This window comes from Microbulbifer sp. ABF4_143 (assembly GCF_056160225.1).
Window position 1 is genome coordinate 1 of record NZ_JBSWWT010000011.1, and the last position, 17,711, is coordinate 17,711.

At 62.8% G+C, this 17,711-nt stretch carries 13 protein-coding genes, 1 tRNA gene and 1 rRNA gene; 2 read left to right on the forward strand and 13 right to left on the reverse strand.

The window, feature by feature from the left end; all coding sequences use genetic code 11:
• The 13 genes from ACXAF3_RS10205 to ACXAF3_RS10265 form a co-directional block, all read right to left on the reverse strand.
• Window positions 1-103, reverse strand: a 16S ribosomal RNA gene (locus ACXAF3_RS10205); the annotation flags it as partial.
• Window positions 104-738: 635 nt separating this feature from the next.
• Window positions 739-828 (reverse strand) — tRNA-Ser (locus tag ACXAF3_RS10210).
• Between the two features lie 304 nt (window positions 829-1,132).
• On the reverse strand, window positions 1,133-1,327 hold the full coding sequence (csrA, locus tag ACXAF3_RS10215) for a carbon storage regulator CsrA (RefSeq protein ID WP_091391203.1): 195 nt from the start codon (window positions 1,325-1,327) through the stop codon (window positions 1,133-1,135).
• Between the two features lie 213 nt (window positions 1,328-1,540).
• Window positions 1,541-2,788 carry an aspartate kinase gene (locus ACXAF3_RS10220; protein ID WP_475112194.1) on the reverse strand — a complete coding sequence of 416 codons (1,248 nt, stop codon included), beginning with the start codon at window positions 2,786-2,788 and terminating at the stop codon, window positions 1,541-1,543.
• A gap of 197 nt (window positions 2,789-2,985) precedes the next feature.
• The gene (gene alaS / locus ACXAF3_RS10225; protein ID WP_475112195.1) at window positions 2,986-5,604 is read right to left on the reverse strand and encodes an alanine--tRNA ligase; all 2,619 of its coding nucleotides are present in this window, start codon (window positions 5,602-5,604) and stop codon (window positions 2,986-2,988) included.
• Window positions 5,605-5,775: 171 nt separating this feature from the next.
• Window positions 5,776-6,138, reverse strand: coding sequence for a histidine triad nucleotide-binding protein (locus tag ACXAF3_RS10230; RefSeq protein ID WP_475112196.1), 363 nt, complete (start codon window positions 6,136-6,138; stop codon window positions 5,776-5,778).
• 5 nt (window positions 6,139-6,143) lie between these two features.
• Window positions 6,144-6,329, reverse strand: a complete 186-nt coding sequence (locus tag ACXAF3_RS10235) for a Trm112 family protein (RefSeq protein WP_475112197.1) — start codon at window positions 6,327-6,329, stop codon at window positions 6,144-6,146.
• 122 nt (window positions 6,330-6,451) lie between these two features.
• Window positions 6,452-7,291 (reverse strand): lysophospholipase, encoded by an 840-nt coding sequence (locus tag ACXAF3_RS10240; protein WP_475112198.1) that lies wholly within the window; start codon window positions 7,289-7,291, stop codon window positions 6,452-6,454.
• A 39-nt stretch (window positions 7,292-7,330) separates the two neighbouring features.
• Window positions 7,331-8,347 (reverse strand): class I fructose-bisphosphate aldolase, encoded by a 1,017-nt coding sequence (locus ACXAF3_RS10245; RefSeq protein WP_475112199.1) that lies wholly within the window; start codon window positions 8,345-8,347, stop codon window positions 7,331-7,333.
• Window positions 8,348-8,419: 72 nt separating this feature from the next.
• On the reverse strand, window positions 8,420-9,910 hold the full coding sequence (gene glpK, locus ACXAF3_RS10250) for a glycerol kinase GlpK (protein ID WP_475112200.1): 1,491 nt from the start codon (window positions 9,908-9,910) through the stop codon (window positions 8,420-8,422).
• Between the two features lie 73 nt (window positions 9,911-9,983).
• The gene (locus ACXAF3_RS10255) at window positions 9,984-10,493 is read right to left on the reverse strand and encodes a regulatory protein RecX (RefSeq protein ID WP_475112201.1); all 510 of its coding nucleotides are present in this window, start codon (window positions 10,491-10,493) and stop codon (window positions 9,984-9,986) included.
• On the reverse strand, window positions 10,494-11,525 hold the full coding sequence (gene recA / locus ACXAF3_RS10260; RefSeq protein WP_475112202.1) for a recombinase RecA: 1,032 nt from the start codon (window positions 11,523-11,525) through the stop codon (window positions 10,494-10,496).
• Window positions 11,526-11,604: 79 nt separating this feature from the next.
• Complete coding sequence (locus ACXAF3_RS10265; RefSeq protein ID WP_475112203.1) at window positions 11,605-12,120, reverse strand: CinA family protein; 516 nt, start codon at window positions 12,118-12,120, stop codon at window positions 11,605-11,607.
• 237 nt (window positions 12,121-12,357) lie between these two features.
• Between ACXAF3_RS10265 and ACXAF3_RS10270 the strand changes: the two genes are divergently transcribed.
• Both ACXAF3_RS10270 and narH read left to right on the forward strand, forming a co-directional pair.
• Window positions 12,358-16,080, forward strand: a complete 3,723-nt coding sequence (locus ACXAF3_RS10270; protein WP_475112204.1) for a nitrate reductase subunit alpha — start codon at window positions 12,358-12,360, stop codon at window positions 16,078-16,080.
• 95 nt (window positions 16,081-16,175) lie between these two features.
• The gene (gene narH / locus ACXAF3_RS10275) at window positions 16,176-17,702 is read left to right on the forward strand and encodes a nitrate reductase subunit beta (protein WP_475112205.1); all 1,527 of its coding nucleotides are present in this window, start codon (window positions 16,176-16,178) and stop codon (window positions 17,700-17,702) included.
• The last annotated feature ends 9 nt before the right edge of the window (window positions 17,703-17,711 follow it).

Here is a 17,711-nt window from a genome sequence, read left to right on the forward strand (position 1 = left end):
GTCCGCCGCTCTACTCGCTCCCGAAGGAGCTTTCGCGCTCGACTTGCATGTGTTAGGCCTGCCGCCAGCGTTCAATCTGAGCCATGATCAAACTCTTCAGTTTAAAGAGTCGCCTGAACTTCAAGGCAGCTAAACATCAGCTACCTATCAGGCTTAAGTCTTGCTCGGAATTAAAACGTAATTCATTGACATGAGTTACTTGCTTCCGATAAATCGTTTTCTGGCCGAAGCCAGATGTGTCGATCCATCGCTCCGCAAGCACCCACACATATTGCTTGATCGAATTTTTAAACAACTCAGTTAGGCGCCTGGCCTTAACTGTGGGACGCGTATTCTACACATCCAATCTGCTGAAGCAAGCGCTTTTTGCAGACTTTTTTGAGGCTTCCGAAGCGGGCTCTAAAGACCTCCCGGAACCTCCGGATCACCGCTTCCGGCGACCCTCGAAGTGGCGCGCATTATAGCGACCCCTCCGACCTTGGCAAGCTCTTTTTGAGAGCTTTTTCACTTCAGAAAGTGCCATCAAAAAGCCTTTCTGAAGCAGCGAATCCGCTGCCGGCTTCGCTGAAGGTGGCGCGCATTATAGCGACCAACTTTCTCCCCGCAAGCACTTTCTCAATATTTTTTGAGGGCCACTTTCGGGGCAGTTTGCGGAGCCAAAATTCCGGCTCCGACACTCCGCGGCATGGATGCGCGAAGCCAAAAAAAACACCCTCTCAAGAGAGGGTGTTTTTTAGATGGCGGTGAGAGAGGGATTCGAACCCTCGATGAGTGTTAACCCATACGCCCTTAGCAGGGGCGCGCCTTCAGCCACTCGGCCATCTCACCTTGTAATCTTCCACTCCCCACTGCGACATCCGCCTTCCGGGAGCGCCTCCTCGCAGAGGTCTTGTATCAGCTGTCGACCACTGCGGGGTGACCGCTGAAAGTGGACGGCATCATACCAACGGCGAGGCAAAAATCAATGGGGAATCAATAACTTTTTGACGACCGGCTTCTTACAGAGCACTTATTGTACAGATGCTGTACACCAGCTGCCGCATCCCCGGCGGAGGGCCAAATTCCCCCGCGCCTCAACACCTGAAAACAAAAAAGGCCGGGGATACCGGCCTTTTCTCCGCGGCAACGACGACTACTCGTTGCCGCCCTCCTCGGAGGACTGCTTCTCGCGCTGGATACGCTGGTAGATTTCCTCCCGGTGCACCGCCACCTCTTTCGGAGCGTTGACACCGATGCGCACCTGGTTACCCTTCACCCCGAGCACGGTAACCGTTACATTGTCACCAACCATCAGCGTTTCGCCAATCCGGCGGGTTAGAATCAACATTACCTACTTCTCCTTGATCATCCTGTGATAGAGCGCAGCGGGATACTCCCTGGAGCTGCACTTATGGTCATAATAACCGGACGGCGGCGCAAAAGGTCGAAAACTGCCCATCACACTATTGAGTATTGACCAGCCGATCAAAATCTCAACAGGTTGGACTCCACGCCAAGTGACCAAATTGCTATGGAAAGCCCACCGCCGCCTTAACTCTGGTTATAGTTTTTCGTCCGCAGCCCTGGGCTCCGACAGTTCGAACTCGCTGTGCAACGCCCGCACCGCCAGCTCCAGATAGCGCTCGTCGATGATCACGGAGATCTTGATCTCCGAGGTGGTGATCATCTGAATATTGATATTGTCTTCACCCAGGGCACTGAACATGCGGCTCGCCACATTGGCATGGGAGCGCATGCCGACACCGACGATGGACACCTTGGCGATCTTGTCATCGGTAACCACCTCCCTGGCCCCCAACTCGTCCGCTACCCGCTGCAGCACGTCCCGGGCCTTGGCCAGGTCGTTGCGGTGCACGGTGAAGGTGAAGTCGGTGGTGCCATCGACGGAACTGATGTTCTGCACGATCACATCCACCTCGATATTCTCGGCGCCGATGGGAGCGAGAATACGGCAGGCGACGCCGGGAGTGTCCGGCACACCGCGAATGGTCAGTTTCGCCTCGTCGCGGTTAAAAGCGATACCGGAAACGATTGGCTGTTCCATCTCGTTGTCTTCCTCATCCAGACTAATCAGTGTGCCTTCACCCTCTTCGAAGGTGGAGAGCACGCGCAGCGGCACCTTGTACTTGCCGGCAAATTCCACCGCGCGGATCTGCAGCACCTTGGAACCGAGACTGGCCATTTCCAGCATCTCTTCAAAGGTAATGCGGTCCAGGCGGCGCGCACTGTCCACTACCCGCGGGTCGGTGGTATAGACGCCGTCCACATCGGTATAGATCTGGCACTCGGTGGCGTTCAGCGCCGCCGCCAGTGCCACACCGGTGGTGTCCGAGCCGCCGCGGCCGAGAGTGGTGATATTGCCCTCTTCATCCACCCCCTGGAAACCTGCCACGACCACCACCCTGCCCGCATCCAGATCGCGACGCATACGCTCCACGTCGATGCGCTGAATACGCGCCTTGGTGTGGGCGTTGTCGGTGAGGATCTTCACCTGGCCCCCGGTATAGGAGCAGGCGTCATAGCCGCGCTTCTTCAGCGCCATGCTGAGCAGGGCGATAGTCACCTGCTCGCCGGTGGAGACCAGCACGTCCAGTTCGCGGGGATCCGGCTTTTCCTGGATCTGGTAGGCGAGGTCGATCAGGCGGTTGGTCTCGCCACTCATGGCGGAAAGCACCACCACCATCTCGTGCCCCTGGGCACGGAACGCCGCCACCTTGTCGGCCACAGCCTCGATGCGCTCGATGGAACCCACCGAGGTGCCGCCGTATTTCTGCACGAACAAACTCATGAGATGTAGTGTTTCCTTACTACTGCCAAGCCCGGACGTTGCGCTCGCTGTACCAATTTGCGCGAGCCGCGCACTAAATCACCAAACTTTGGCGAAATCAACTTCGAAACCAACCATTGGCGCCAAAATGACCGAAATTAACCAGCCTGGAGGGGCGCCGGCGCGGGGCGCGGAGATCCCGGCCCTCAAATCGCCGCTCACTCGCCCCGCAAGCAGCCCTCGACCCAGTTCGGCACCTCCTTCAGCAGCGTCGGCAACGCCGCCACATCGGTACCACCGCCCTGAGCCATATCCGCGCGACCGCCGCCTTTGCCGCCGAGCTTGCCGGCGGCGAAGCGCATCAGGTCCCCGGCGGACAGGCGGCCGGTCAGGTCCTTGGTCACCGCGGCCACCAGTGCCACCTTGCCTTCCGCCGGCGCGGCCAGCAGCACGACGCCACTGCCGAGCTTGTTTTTCATCTGGTCGGCCAGGTCGCGCAGGGACTTGGGATCCGCGCCGTCGACGGACGCCGCCAGCAGCTTGTGCCCCGCCACTTCCACCGCCTGGCTGGAGAGGTCACCGCCGGCGCCGCTGGCCAGCTTGGTCTTCAGCTGCGCGACCTCCTTCTCCAGCTTGCGGTTGTTGGCCAGCAGTTGCTCAACCTTGTCCGCCAGCGCGTCCGGACGCACCTTCAGCAGCGCGGCGACATGGTCCAGGCGCTGCTGTGCCTGGTCGAACAGCGCCAGCGCGTGGGCGCCGGTCACCGCCTCGATGCGGCGCTGGCCGGAGGCGATACCGCTCTCGCCGACGATGCGCAGCAGGCCGATATCACCGGTGCGCGCGACATGGGTACCGCCGCACAGCTCCACCGAGAAGGCGCTGCCGTCATCTATTTCTCCCATCGACAGCACGCGCACGGTGTCGCCGTACTTCTCGCCGAACAGGGCCATGGCGCCCTTGCGCTTGGCGGTTTCTATATCTGTCTCCTCGACGCGCACCGGGGTATTGGCGCGGATCTGCGCGTTCACCAGGGACTCCACCGCGTGCAGCTGCTTGGCGGTGACCGCCTCCGGGTGGGAGAAGTCGAAACGCAGGCGCTCGGAGTCCACCAGCGAGCCCTTTTGCGTCACATGCTCGCCGAGCACCCGGCGCAGCGCCGCATGCAGCAGGTGGGTGGCGGAGTGGTTCAGGGCCGTCGCCTGGCGCACGTCTGCGGACACCTCCGCGTCGACCCTGTCGCCCACGGCGATGGCGCCGCCCAGCACCTTGCCGGTGTGCAGGTGGTGCGCCCCCTGCTTGGTGCAATCGCGTACTTCAAACCGATTGGAGCCGGCGCTCAGATAGCCGCAGTCGCCCACCTGGCCGCCGGACTCGGCGTAGAAGGGGGTGCTATCCAGAACGACAGCGCCCTCTTCGCCCTCTTCCAGCCGCTGCACCTGCTCGCCGTTCCGGACTATCGCGACCACTGTGCCCTCGGCGGCGGTGGTCTCGTAGCCGACAAACTCGGTGGCCCCCGGGAGGTCCAGGGCACCGCTGTAATCCTGCTTGAACTTGCCGGCGGCACGCGCGCGCTCGCGCTGCGCTTGCATGGCCTTTTCGTAACCGGCCATATCCAGGCTCAGGCCCCGCTCGCGGGCGATATCCTGGGTCAGGTCGGTGGGGAAGCCGTAGGTGTCGTGCAGGGTGAAGACCAACTCACCGGGAATCTCTGTGCCCTCGAGGGAGGCCAGGGCATCCTCGAGCAGCGCCATGCCCTTGTCCAGGGTCTTGGCGAACTGCTCCTCCTCCTTGCGCAGGGCGTTTTCGATAATCTGCTGTTTCTCGCGCAGTTCCGGATAGGCATCGCCCATCTGCTCCGCCAGCGCCTCCACCAGCTTGTAGAAGAAGATCTCCTTGTGGCCCAGCTTGTGGCCGTGGCGCACGGCGCGGCGGATGATACGGCGCAGTACAAAGCCGCGCCCCTCGTTGGAGGGCATGACGCCGTCGGCGATCAGGAAAGAACAGGAGCGGATATGGTCGGCGATCACGCGCAGAGACTTCTCTTCCAGGTCGTCGCAGCCGACGACCCGGCCGGCCGCCTTCAGCAGCGCCTGGAACAGGTCGATCTCATAGTTGGAGTGCACCCCCTGCATCACCGCGGCGATACGCTCCAGGCCCATGCCGGTATCCACCGAGGGCTTGGGCAGCGGGTGCAGCTCGCCGTCGGCGGTGCGCTCGTACTGCATAAACACCAGGTTCCAGATCTCGATATAGCGGTCCAGATCGTCGTTGTCGGATCCGGGCGGGCCGCCGGGCACGTCTGCGCCGTGGTCGTAGAAGATCTCGGAGCTGGGGCCGCAGGGGCCGGTATCGCCCATCTGCCAGAAGTTGTCCTCGTCCAGGCGCGAGAAGCGCTCGGCGCTGACACCCACTTCCTTCAGCCAGATATCCGCCGCCTCGTCGTCGCTGATATGCACGGTCACCCAGAGGCGCTCCTCCGGCAGTTCCAGCACCTTGGTCAGGAATTCCCAGGCAAAGCGGATGGCCTCGCGCTTGAAGTAGTCGCCGAAGCTGAAGTTGCCCAGCATCTCAAAGAAGGTGTGGTGGCGCGCAGTGTAGCCGACGTTTTCCAGGTCGTTGTGCTTGCCGCCGGCGCGCACGCAGCGCTGGGAGCTGACCGCGCGGTTGTAGGGCCGCTGCTCCTGGCCGAGGAAGGTGTCCTTGAACTGCACCATGCCGGCATTGGTGAACAACAGGGTCGGGTCGTTGCCCGGCACCAGGGAACTGGAGGGCACTATGGTATGGCCCTGCTCGGCAAAGTAATTCAGAAAGGCGTCGCGAATCTGTGCGCTCTTCATCCGGCGTAATTCCACTTCGTTAATCAAATTAAATCGGTTATGCAAGCAGTAAGCCTCCGCTTGCCATCACGGCGAGGCCGGGGCTTGTTCGATCCGGCTCCTGTTGCGCCAGTCCCACCGCAGCACATGGCCGCGGCGCCTCCGCCCGGCCGCGTACCAAACTGCGCCTTGTCAGCCCGCGCCCAGGCTCTGCTCCGGCATCGTCTTCTGTGCCAGCAGGTGGATATGCAGGTGGAAGACCGTCTGTCCAGCGCTGCGGCCGTTGTTGACCACCAGGCGGAAGCCCTCGAGCCCCAGCTTCCTGCCCAGCTCAGCGGCCACCCACATCAGGTGGCCGAGCAGCGGCTTGTCGCCGGCTTCCGCGTCGGACAGGTTGACCAGCGGTTTGCGCGGGATGATCAGCAGGTGGGTCGGGGCCTGTGGCGCACGGTCTTCGATCACGATGCACTGCTCGTCTTCGTAGACGCGCTCGGCAGGAATCTCGCCGGCGATGATCCGGCTGAAAACGCTGGGCTCAGGCGACGACTGGGACATGATCGCTACTTTTCCAGCTTTTCCTCGGCGGTCAGCGGCCGCGCCTCGGATTCCAGCATCACCGGGATGCCATCGCGCACCGGATAGGCCAGGCCACTCGCCTTGCACACCAGTTCCTGGGTCTCCTCGCGGTACTCGAGCGGCGCCTTGCTCACCGGGCAAACCAACAGGCTCAGCAACTTCTTGTCCATCTTCCACCCCACAAAACCCCGCGGCCCAGTGCCCGGGGTCAAAAATGACCGCGTATAGTACAACGGTTGATGGGGTTTTTCACCGTATGCGCAGCAGCTTCTGCGGCGCCCCCGCGGACCGCTCAGGCGGAAGTGGCGGCTTCCTCCGCCGGCAACCTGGCGCGCAGGTGCTCGAGCAGCAGTTCGCGCGCGCGGGGGCCCTCCTCCACCTCGTTGAACACCTCGTGATAGGCCCCGGGGAAAGCGTGCAGCCGCTTCACGTCGCTGCCCAGACGCTCAAACCAGGCGCGCCCTGTGGCCGCGTCCACCAGGCGGTCGCCTTCGGGCAACAGCATCAGACAGGGCTCGGCGATCTGCCCCAGACGCGGGTAGAGGTAATCCCGCTCGCGCAGAAACGCCTCGAACCAGCGCAGCGACACCCGCCCGTGCACCAGTTCGTCGCCCCTGTAGGCCTCGACCACGGCCCGATCGCGGCAGATCAGGCCGGCATCCAGCCGGTTGGGCAGCGTCAGGCGCGGGGCCAGCTTTGCCAGACGCCGCAGCAGCCACAGCTCCAGGCCCCGGGGCTCTGTGTAGCCGCGGAAGCCCGGTGCGGACAGGATCAGGCTGTCGATTCCCCCGTAGCGGACGGCGCAGCCACAGGCGACCACGGCGCCCATACTGTGCCCCAGCAGGTGCAGGCCGGTCCCCGGGTTGTCGCGTTTCACCAGACGGATAAAGTGGTGCAGGTCTTCGCTGTAGTGGGCGAAGTCGTCGATATGCCCGCGCTTGCCCTCGGACTGGCCGTGGCCGAAGTGGTCCGGCACATAGACGCTGAAGCCCGCGCGGTTCAGGTCGCGCGCCAGCGATCGGTAGCGGCCGCTGTGTTCGCCGAGGCCGTGGGCGATAACCACGACGCCGAGCGCCTTCTCAACCCACCAGCGCCGGTAGTGCAGGCGGTTTCCGCGAGTGACAAACTCCATTGCTCTCCCCCTCTTGTTATTCGGTGTTCGGCGATCGGGTTATTCCCGCTCCATGGACTCCCGGTATTCGCCCAGCATCGCCAGGTGATTGAGGCGCGCCCGCTTCAACAGCGCCTGCTGCGCGGCCGGACCGTTTTCGGCATCGCCCCGCCAGGCCTTGAGCGCCGGCTCCTGCAGCGCACGGCCGTAGGAAAAGCTCAGCTGCCAGGGCGCATGCCACAGCTGGTTGAGCGCATTCAGGTTGGCGGTGGCCTCCTCCGGCCCCTGCCCTCCGGACAGGAAATTGATACTGGGCACCGCCGCCGGCACCGCGCGGCGCAGGCTGCGCATTGTGTATTCGGCTACTTGTTGCGGCGGGGCCTTGGCGCTGTCTTTTCCCGGGGTCACCATACTCGGCTTCAGAATCATCCACTCGAGCCGGACGCCGTGCCGGTGCAGGGCGTGGAACACCGAGTGCCACACCTGTTCATTCACCTCGGCGCTGCGCTCTATATCGTGGTCGCCATCCATCAGCACCTCCGGCTCGACGATCGGCACCACCCCCAGGGACTGACAGACCGCCGCGTAGCGCGCCAGCATCTCCGCGTTTGCCGACAGGCCGAGCCGGGTCGGGTTGTGCGGGCTGACCGGATAGACCTCCCGCCACTTGGCGAAGCGCGCCCCCTGCGCCTTGTAGCCCGCCAGCCGCTCGGCGAGCCCGTCGAGACCGTAGGTGATCATATCGCCGGGACTGCCCGCCAGCGGCCCCTTGCCCTTGTCCACCTTGATGCCGGGCACTATGCCCTGCGCCGACGCCAGTTCGGGCAGCGGCCTGCCCGCATCATCGGCCTGCGCGAGCGTCTCCTCGAACAGGATCACACCGCTGACGTATTCGCCCAGTCCCTCGGTGGACAAGAGCGCGGCGCGGTAGAAACGCCGGCTCTCCTCCGTCGACTCGACTCCGATCGACTCAAACCGCTTGGCGATGGTGCCGCTGCTCTCGTCGGCGGCCAGTATGCCGCGGCGGCCGTCCACCATATCGGTTATCGTGTTCTGCAACTCTTCGTTGACGGACATCGGATCCACCTCCACTTATTGCACGCGGCGACGATTTTTGCGCCGGATTAATAAGAGAATAGGACGACTGGCTCAAAATGCCCGGCAGGCAGCAACCGCCCGGCGCCAGCCGGCGAGCAGCTGCTCGCGCCGCGCTGCGGCCATTTGCGGCAGGAAGTCGCGCTCTATTTCCAGCAGGCTCTCCGGCAGATCACCGGCCCGCCAGATGCCGGCACCGATACCCGCCAGCAGCGCCGCCCCCACCGCCGTCGACTCAATCTGCCGCGGGCGCTCCACCCGCAGGGCGGAGATATCCGCCTGGAACTGCATCAGGAAATTGTTGGCGCTGGCGCCGCCGTCGACGCGCATATGACTGATCGGCAGCGCCAGCGCGTCGCCCATCAGGCGCGCCAGTTCGTCACTCTGGTAGGCAATTGATTCCAGGGTGGCGCGCACCAGTTCGGCGCGGCCGGTGCCGCGGCTGAGGCCGCAGATGGTGCCGCGGGCCGAGGAATCCCAGTGCGGGGCGCCGAGTCCGCTGAACGCGGGCACCAGGTAGACGCCGCGGGTGTCGGGCACGCCCTGGGCGATCATCTCGGTTTCCGCCGCCTGCTGGATCAGCCCCATCTCGTCGCGCAGCCACTGCACCGCGGAACCGGCGGTGAATACGGCTCCCTCCACCGCGTAGGCGGGTTGCCCGCCGGCATCGCAGGCGATGGTGGCGAGCAGCCCCTGTGGCGGCTGCGGCCGCTCGCTGCCTGCATAGGCGAGCATAAAGCAGCCGGTGCCGTAGGTGTTCTTGATGTCGCCGGGGCGTGTACAGCCCTGGCCGAAGAGTGCGGCCTGCTGGTCTCCGGCCACGCCGCAAATAGGGATCCGCGCGCCGAGGAAGGATTCCGGGTCTGTGTCGGAAAAATGGCCGGCGGACGGCCTTATCTCCGGCAGCAGGCCCGCCCCGCGGGACTCGGGGCAGCCGAACAGCGCCAGCAGTTCCGGATCCCAGTCCTTGTTGTCGAGGTTGTACAGCAGGGTGCGGCTGGCATTCGTGTGGTCGGTCAGATGGGCGCGACCGCCGCTCATCTTCCATATTAGCCAGCTGTCCACGGTGCCGAAACAGAGCGCGCCGGCGCGGGCGCGCCGCAACAGTTCCGGCTGGTTGCGGAACAGCCACTGCAACTTGCTCGCGGAAAAGTAGGCGTCGGGCAGCAGGCCGGTTCTGTCGCGCAGCCACTCGGTCCTGCCTGCGTCAACCAGCTCCGAGCAGATATCCGCCGAGCGGCGACACTGCCAGACGATGGCGGGGCACACTGGCTCGCCGCTCTCCCTGTCCCACAGGATGGTCGTTTCCCGCTGGTTGGTAATGCCCACCGCGGCCAGCTGCGACGCCTCGATACCCGCGCGCTCCAGCGCCGCGGCACAGACGCGCAGGCTGACCTGCCAGATCTCGTCGGCTTTCTGCTCAACCCAGCCGGGTTTGGGGTAGTAATTCGGGAGTTCGGAGTAGCTGCGGCCGATCAGGGTGCCGCTGGTATCGAAGACGAAGGCAGTGGTGCCGGTGGTGCCCTGGTCGATGGACAAGATCATCTGGAGTGCTCGTTCTTATTCTCTGCTTCCAAAAGGCCGCCACTGGCGGACCGGAGCCATGCCAGCGGGGCTGCTACGGGTCAGAGTATAAGCCGGGCTCCTCCGCGTCCAGCGCCCAGTGGATGGCATCGGCGGGGAAACCGCGGTAGGCGAGATAGCGGCTGCGCCGCGCGCGCTCCTTGAGTTGCTGTTCGCGCGGCAGCGCCGCATCGATCGGCCTGCGGAACTTGCGCTGCAACTGCTGCGCGGCGAGCGCGAACCAGTCCGCCTGCAGCTGCGCCAGGGCGTCCTCCGCCAGGCGGTTGTCGATTCCGCGCTGCTGCAGCTCGCGGCGGATGCGCAGCGGCCCCTGGCCGCGCTGCAGCCGGGAGCGGGCAAAGACTTCGGCAAAACGCCGGTCGGACTGATAGTTGAGAGACTGCAGGCGCTCGAAGAGCGCATCGAAATCGGCGCCGGGGAACCTGTCCGCGAGCTTCTGCTTCAATTCGAAGCGCGAATGCTCGCGGCGGGCGAGCAGCTCAAGCGCCGCGCCGAAAAGCGCCTGAGCCGCTTCTGTGCTGGAGGGGGCGTCCGCGGAAGACACTTACTCTTCCGGGGCCTCTGCGACCTCTTCGGGCTGGGCCACCACGTCGCCCAGCATCTGCGCGCGCAACTGGCCCTCGATCTCATTGCGGATATCCGGGTTTTCCTTCAGGAATTTCACCGCGTTGGCCTTGCCCTGGCCGATCTTGTCGCCCTTGTAGCTGTACCAGGCGCCGGCCTTGTCCACCAGGCCCAGCTTGACGCCGTAGTCGACGATCTCGCCGAGCAGGTTGATACCCTCGCCGTACATGATCTGGAACTCGGTCTGTTTGAACGGCGGCGCCACCTTGTTCTTGACCACCTTGACGCGGGTCTCGTTGCCCACCACCTCGTCGCCCTCTTTGACAGAGCCGATGCGGCGGATATCCAGGCGCACGGAGGAGTAGAACTTGAGGGCGTTGCCGCCGGTGGTGGTCTCCGGGGAGCCGAACATCACGCCGATCTTCATGCGGATCTGGTTGATGAAGATACACAGGGTATTGGTGTTCTTGATATTGCCGGTCAGCTTGCGCAGGGCCTGGGACATCAGACGCGCCTGCAGACCCACGTGGGAGTCACCCATCTCACCCTCGATCTCGGCGCGCGGGGTCAGGGCCGCCACAGAGTCGACCACCAGCACATCCACGGCGCCGGAGCGCACCAGCATATCGGCCACTTCCAGGGCCTGTTCGCCGGTGTCCGGTTGGGACACGATCAGCTCGTCCACATTGACGCCCAGTTTTTCGGCATAGATGGGATCCAGCGCGTGTTCGGCGTCGACGAAGGCACAGGTGCCGCCCTTGCGCTGGGCCTCGGCGATCACCTGCAGGGTCAGGGTGGTCTTACCGGAGGATTCCGGACCGTAGATCTCGACGATACGGCCGCGGGGCAGGCCGCCGATGCCCAGGGCCACATCCAGACCCAGGGAGCCGGTGGAGATCGCCGGAATGCGCTCGCGCCCCTTGTCCCCCATGCGCATCACAGTACCCTTGCCGAACTGGCGCTCGATCTGAGACAGCGCCGCCTGCAGTGCCTTGTCTTTGTTGGAATCCATGACCCTTCCCGTGTACGTGAATGTTGTTGATTGGGGGCAAGCTTAGCGAAGGATTACTGTATAAGCAACCAGTAATCGGCTACAGCGGATGCGCCCGCACCAGCTCGAGCATCCCCTTCAGCGCCGCGGCCACCGTCTGCCGCTGGATCGCCGCGCGGTCGCCCTCGAAGTGAAAACACCGGGCGTCGATATCCACCGGCTCCTGTCCGACCGAATGCGCCCAGGCGATCCACACGGTGCCCACCGGCTTCTCCTCGCTGCCGCCCTCGGGGCCGGCGATCCCACTGACCGCGACCGCGATATTGGCATCCATCATCGCCAGCACGCCGCTGGCCATCTGCCGCGCCACCTGCTCACTGACTGCGCCGAAGGTGTCCAGGTCCTCCCCCGATACCGCCAGCATGTCGCGCTTGATGCGGTTGGCATAGCTGACCAGCGAACCGTCGAACCAGTTGGAGGCGCCCGGCACCGAAGTGATGGCCGCGGCGATGCCGCCGCCGGTGCAGGACTCCGCCGCAGTGGCGCGCCAGCCGCGCTTTTCCAACTCCTCGCCGAGCGACTGCGCCAGCGCGGAGATCTCCAGTTCATCCCCCATTACCTGCCTCCATTTGAGCAAACGGCAAGGATAGCGCCTTCAATGGAGGCCGGGAAAGCGCCCCGCCGGAAGCCCGGAACCAGAGCCCCTTCGCCGCGAAATGTCGCCGGCATCCTCTGCCGGGTCGCATCGCGCGCACACATTCGATCTCCCGGAAAGCCCGATTTGACAGCCTCCAGAGCCAAAACTACGTTGACTATTCATCGCCAAAAGCACGATCCCAAGGATGGGCTCCCGATGAGTCACTTTCTCGACCGCCTGACGTTCTTCCGTCAACACGCAGAACCCTTCGCCGCCGGGCACGGCATCGCCACCGATGAGTCGCGCGACTGGGAGGACGCTTATCGCAGGCGTTGGGCCGCGGATAAAATCGTGCGCTCGACCCACGGCGTCAACTGCACCGGGTCCTGCTCCTGGAAAATTTATGTCAAAGGCGGCATCGTCACCTGGGAAACCCAGCAAACCGACTACCCGCGCACACGCGCCGACCTCCCCAATCACGAGCCGCGCGGTTGTCCCCGCGGCGCCAGTTACAGTTGGTACCTCTATTCTGGCGCACGGGTGAAATACCCGCTGGTGCGCGCACAGCTGATCGAAGCCTGGCGCGCCGCCCGGGCCAGCAAAACGCCGGTCGCGGCCTGGCGTTCCATCGTCGAGGAGCCCCCCACCCGCCAGAGCTGGGTATCGCGCCGGGGCCGCGGCGGTTTCGTGCGGGTTGACTGGGATGAAGTCACCGAGCTGATTGCCGCCGCCAACGCCTATACCATTGAAAAATACGGGCCGGACAGGGTGGCCGGCTTCTCGCCGATTCCGGCGATGTCGATGATTTCCTACGCCGCCGGCAGTCGCTACCTGTCGCTGATCGGCGGCGTGCTGCTGAGTTTTTATGATTGGTATTGCGATCTTCCCCCATCCTCACCCCAAACCTGGGGCGAGCAGACCGATGTTCCCGAAAGTGCCGACTGGTACAACGCCGGCTACCTGCTTGTCTGGGGCTCCAACGTCCCCCAGACGCGCTCTCCGGACGCCCACTTCTATACTGAGGTGCGCTACAAGGGCACCAAGAGCGTAGTCATCTCCCCCGACTACAACGAAGCCTCTAAGTTTGCCGACCTGTGGCTGCACCCCAAACAGGGCACGGATGCCGCTTTGGCCCTGGCCCTTGGCCATGTGGTTCTGTCCGAATTTTATGTGAAGCGGCAGGTGCCCTATTTCATCGACTATGCCAGGCGCTATACCGATCTGCCCTTTCTGGTAAAGCTGGTCGAACGCGATGGCCGCCTGGTGCCAGACCGTCTGCTGAGAGCCGCCGACTTTACCGACGCACTGGGCGAAACCAACAATCCGGACTGGAAGCCGGTCGCCTACGACGAAATCAGCGGCGAAATTGTCAGCCCCACCGGCAGCGCCGGATTCCGCTGGGGTCAACCGGGCAAGTGGAACCTGGAGGAAAAGGATGGCCGGGGCCGGGAAACCCGGCTGCGACTCAGCCTTGCGGATATCGCCGAGCGCAGGGAGGCCGTCGCCTTCCCCTATTTTGGCGCCGACGCGCCCGAGACATTCGTCGCAACCGGGCACGATACAATCCTCGAGCGGACGGTACCGGTTGCAACCATCGACCTGAAGGAAGGGCCCTGTCGCGTTGCGTCGACATTTGACCTCTTTCTCGCCAACTACGGCGTCGATCGGGGCTTTGGCGGCAGCGACGTAGCGCGGAGCTACGACGATGACATACCTTTCACCCCCGCCTGGGCCGAGTCCGTTTGCGGTGTAGAACGCGACAAAATCATTCATGTCGCGCGCGAGTTCGCCACCAATGCGGAGATCACTGAAGGTCGCTCCATGGTGATTCTGGGCGCCGGTCTGAATCACTGGTACCACATGGACATGAGCTATCGCGGCATCATCGCGCTGCTGATCATGTGCGGCTGTGTCGGCAAGTCCGGCGGAGGCTGGGCGCACTATGTCGGCCAGGAAAAGCTGCGCCCACAAACCGGGTGGTTACCGCTGGCCTTCGGGCTCGACTGGAGCCGCCCGCCCCGCCATATGAACGGCACCTCCTTCTTCTATGCCCACACGGATCAATGGCGTTACGAATCGTTGAAGATCTCCGACATCCTGTCACCGCTCGCACCGGAGGGTGACTGGAACCACGCGATGATCGACTACAACGTGCGCGCCGAGCGCATGGGCTGGCTCCCCTCGGCGCCACAGCTGCAGACCAACCCACTGCACCTGGCCAAACGGCTCAAGGAAGCCGGCTCCTCTCCCCGGGAGGCCATCCCGGAACTGTTGAAGTCCGGAGAGCTCGCCTTTGCCTGCGAGGATCCGGACAACCCGCAGAACTGGCCGCGCAATATGTTCTTTTGGCGCTCCAATGTGTTGGGGGCCAGCGGCAAGGGGCACGAGTACTTTCTCAAGCACTTCGTCGGCTCCCTACACGGCGTGGTGGGCACCGAAAACGGCTCCGGCAATGAGCGCCCCACGGAAGTGACTTGGCACGACGAGGCACCCACCGGCAAGCTGGACCTGATGGTCAATATCGACTTCAGAATGTCGACCACCAGCCTTTACTGCGACATAGTCCTGCCGACGGCGACCTGGTATGAAAAGCACGACCTGAACACTTCGGACATGCACCCGTTCATTCACCCGCTGACCGCGGCGGTAGACCCGGTCTGGGAGTGTCGCAGCGACTGGGATATTTTCAAAAGCATTGCCAAGAAGTTTTCCGAAGTCTGCCCGGAAAACCTCGGAGTCGAACAGGATCTGGTACTGACCCCGATCCTCCACGACACCCCTGAGGAAATCGCACAGCCCTATCACCCCAGGGATTGGAAGCGCGGCGAATGCGAACCCGTTCCGGGACGCACCATGCCCAATGTGACCCTGGTTGAGCGGAACTATCCCGCCACTTACGAGCGTTTCATCTCCCTGGGCCCGCAACTGGAGGCGAATGGTAACGGCGGCAAGGGCCTGAACTGGAATACCGACAGCGAAATCGCCAACCTGGCCAAGCTCAACGGAACTATCGCCGCCGGCGACTGCGCCGGCCGCCCGAAAATCGAAACCGAAATAGACGCCTGTGAAACCATCCTGATGCTGGCGCCGGAGACAAATGGAGAAGTCGCCGTCAAAGCCTGGCAGGCCCTGGGAAAATTCACCGGCCGCGACCATGCACACCTGGCCGAAGGCAAGGAAGAGGAGAAGATCCGCTTTCGCGATGTTATCTCCCAGCCGCGAAAAATCATCTCTTCCCCCACCTGGTCCGGTATCGAGAGCGAACATGTTTCCTATACCTCCAACTGGACCAATGTCCACGAACTGATTCCCTGGCGCACACTGACCGGGCGGCAGCACTTATACCAGGACCACGCCTGGATGCTCGCTTTCGGGGAAGGGTTCGTCACTTGGCGCCCGCCCATAGACACCCGCTCGGTCAAACAGGTGCTGGGGAAAATACCCAATGGCAACCCGGAAATTCAGCTGAACATCCTGACGCCGCACCAGAAGTGGGGCATCCACTCCACCTACACCGAAAACCTGATCATGTTGAGCCTAAACCGCGGCGGCCCGGTGGTTTGGATCAGCGAGATCGACGCCGAGAAGGCGGGCATCGAGGACAACGACTGGATTGAAGCCTTCAATATCAACGGTGCCCTGACAGCGCGCGCCGTTGTCTCGCAGCGCATCATGCCCGGCTCGGCCATCATGTACCACGCCCAGGAAAAGATTGTAAACACCGTCGGCTCAGAGATTACCGGTCAGCGCGGCGGAATTCACAACTCCGTGACCCGGGTAAACATGAAACCCACGCATATGATCGGCGGCTACTGCCAGCTGGCATACGGCTTTAATTACTACGGCACCGTCGGCGCAAACCGGGATCAGTTTGTGATTATCCGCAAAATGAGCGAGATAAACTGGTTCGACAAGGAAGTGAAAACCCTCGAGACGTAAAAGCCGGGCATCTGCCGCGCGCATGCCCTTCAGAGCCCAGCAGTGGAAAAAGACATGGAATTCAATCTCGACTCACTGAGGCACAGGACGGTGCGATGAAAATCCGAGCGCAGATCGGGATGGTGTTGAACCTCGACAAGTGTATTGGCTGCCACACCTGCTCGATCACCTGCAAAAACGTATGGACCAACCGCGAGGGGGTCGAGTACGCGTGGTTCAACAACGTCGAATCGAAGCCTGGCATCGGCTATCCCAAGGACTGGGAAAACCAGGATCGCTGGAATGGCGGCTGGATTCGTAAAAAGAACGGCAAGCTGCAGCCCCGGGCCGGGTCAAAATGGCGGCTTCTGGCCAATATTTTCGCAAATCCTGACCTCCCGGAGATAGATGACTTCTACGAACCCTACACTTTTGAATACGACTGGCTGCAAAAGGCGCCGGAACTACAGGCACAGCCCTCCGCAAAACCCCGATCTCTGGTTACCGGAGAGGCTTTGACAAAGATCGAGTGGAGCGGAAACTGGGAGGATGATCTGGGCGGAGAGTTCAGCAAACGCTCCAGGGACTACAACTTTTCGGGCGTAGAAAAAGAAATCTACAGCCAGTTCGAACAGACTTTCCTGATGTACCTCCCGCGGCTGTGCGAACACTGCCTCAACCCCTCTTGTGTCGCCTCCTGCCCTTCCGGCGCTATTTACAAGCGGGAAGAGGACGGCATAGTCCTCATCGATCAGGATAAATGTCGCGGTTGGCGCATGTGCGTATCCGGCTGCCCGTACAAGAAGATCTACTACAACTGGTCTAGCGGAAAATCCGAAAAATGCATTTTCTGCTACCCCCGTATCGAAGCCGGTATGCCAACCGTCTGCTCGGAAACCTGCGTCGGCCGAATCCGCTATCTCGGCGTACTGTTGTACGATGCGGACCGGATCGAGGACGCCGCCGCGGTCGAGAATGAAAAAGATCTCTACCCAGCGCAGCGGGGCATTTTCCTCGACCCGCACGATCCCGAGGTACAGCGGCAGGCGCGTCGGGATGGCGTACCCCAGGCCTGGATAGATGCGGCGGCAAGGTCTCCGGTGTACAAGATGGTGATGGATTGGGAGGTCGCTTTCCCGCTCCACCCGGAATATCGCACCCTGCCCATGGTGTGGTACATACCGCCGCTGTCTCCAATCCAGTCCGCAGCGGAAGCCGGCAGGCTCGCCGTCAATCACGGCATGCCCGATGTGCAATCTCTGCGTATCCCGCTGCGCTACCTCGCCAATCTGCTGACCGCCGGCGATGAGGCACCGATTGCCAGGGCGCTGGAGCGAATGCTGGCGATGCGCGCCTACATGCGCGCCAAGACCGTAGATGGCGTGACGGACGAGAAGATCCCACAGAGCGTAGGCCTCAGCGGCGCCACCATTGAGACCATGTACCGCTATATGGCCCTCGCCGCCTACGAGGACCGCTATGTCATTCCCACCAACCACCGGGAATCTGACGAAAACGCCTACCAGCTGCGGGGCTCGACGGGTTTCGGGTTCACCGAGCCGCGCAATGGCAGGAGCAAGCACAGGGATGTATTCGGCGGACCAAAACGCATGCCCCGGAAACCCTACACGGATGTCCCCTGATGAGAAGAA

Bases quoted from the DNA above. Each gene is read 5' to 3' on its own strand.
- recA (WP_475112202.1), bottom strand. From the start codon at position 11,525: ATGGATTCCAACAAAGACAAGGCACTGCAGGCGGCGCTGTCTCAGATC.
- ACXAF3_RS10240 (WP_475112198.1), bottom strand. From the start codon at position 7,291: ATGGAGTTTGTCACTCGCGGAAACCGCCTGCACTACCGGCGCTGGTGG.
- ACXAF3_RS10265 (WP_475112203.1), bottom strand. From the start codon at position 12,120: ATGGGGGATGAACTGGAGATCTCCGCGCTGGCGCAGTCGCTCGGCGAG.
- ACXAF3_RS10245 (WP_475112199.1), bottom strand. From the start codon at position 8,347: ATGTCCGTCAACGAAGAGTTGCAGAACACGATAACCGATATGGTGGAC.
- ACXAF3_RS10220 (WP_475112194.1), bottom strand. From the start codon at position 2,788: ATGAGTTTGTTCGTGCAGAAATACGGCGGCACCTCGGTGGGTTCCATC.
- ACXAF3_RS10235 (WP_475112197.1), bottom strand. From the start codon at position 6,329: ATGGACAAGAAGTTGCTGAGCCTGTTGGTTTGCCCGGTGAGCAAGGCG.
- alaS (WP_475112195.1), bottom strand. From the start codon at position 5,604: ATGAAGAGCGCACAGATTCGCGACGCCTTTCTGAATTACTTTGCCGAG.
- narH (WP_475112205.1), top strand. From the start codon at position 16,176: ATGAAAATCCGAGCGCAGATCGGGATGGTGTTGAACCTCGACAAGTGT.
- ACXAF3_RS10230 (WP_475112196.1), bottom strand. From the start codon at position 6,138: ATGTCCCAGTCGTCGCCTGAGCCCAGCGTTTTCAGCCGGATCATCGCC.
- csrA (WP_091391203.1), bottom strand. From the start codon at position 1,327: ATGTTGATTCTAACCCGCCGGATTGGCGAAACGCTGATGGTTGGTGAC.
- glpK (WP_475112200.1), bottom strand. From the start codon at position 9,910: ATGATCTTGTCCATCGACCAGGGCACCACCGGCACCACTGCCTTCGTC.
- ACXAF3_RS10270 (WP_475112204.1), top strand. From the start codon at position 12,358: ATGAGTCACTTTCTCGACCGCCTGACGTTCTTCCGTCAACACGCAGAA.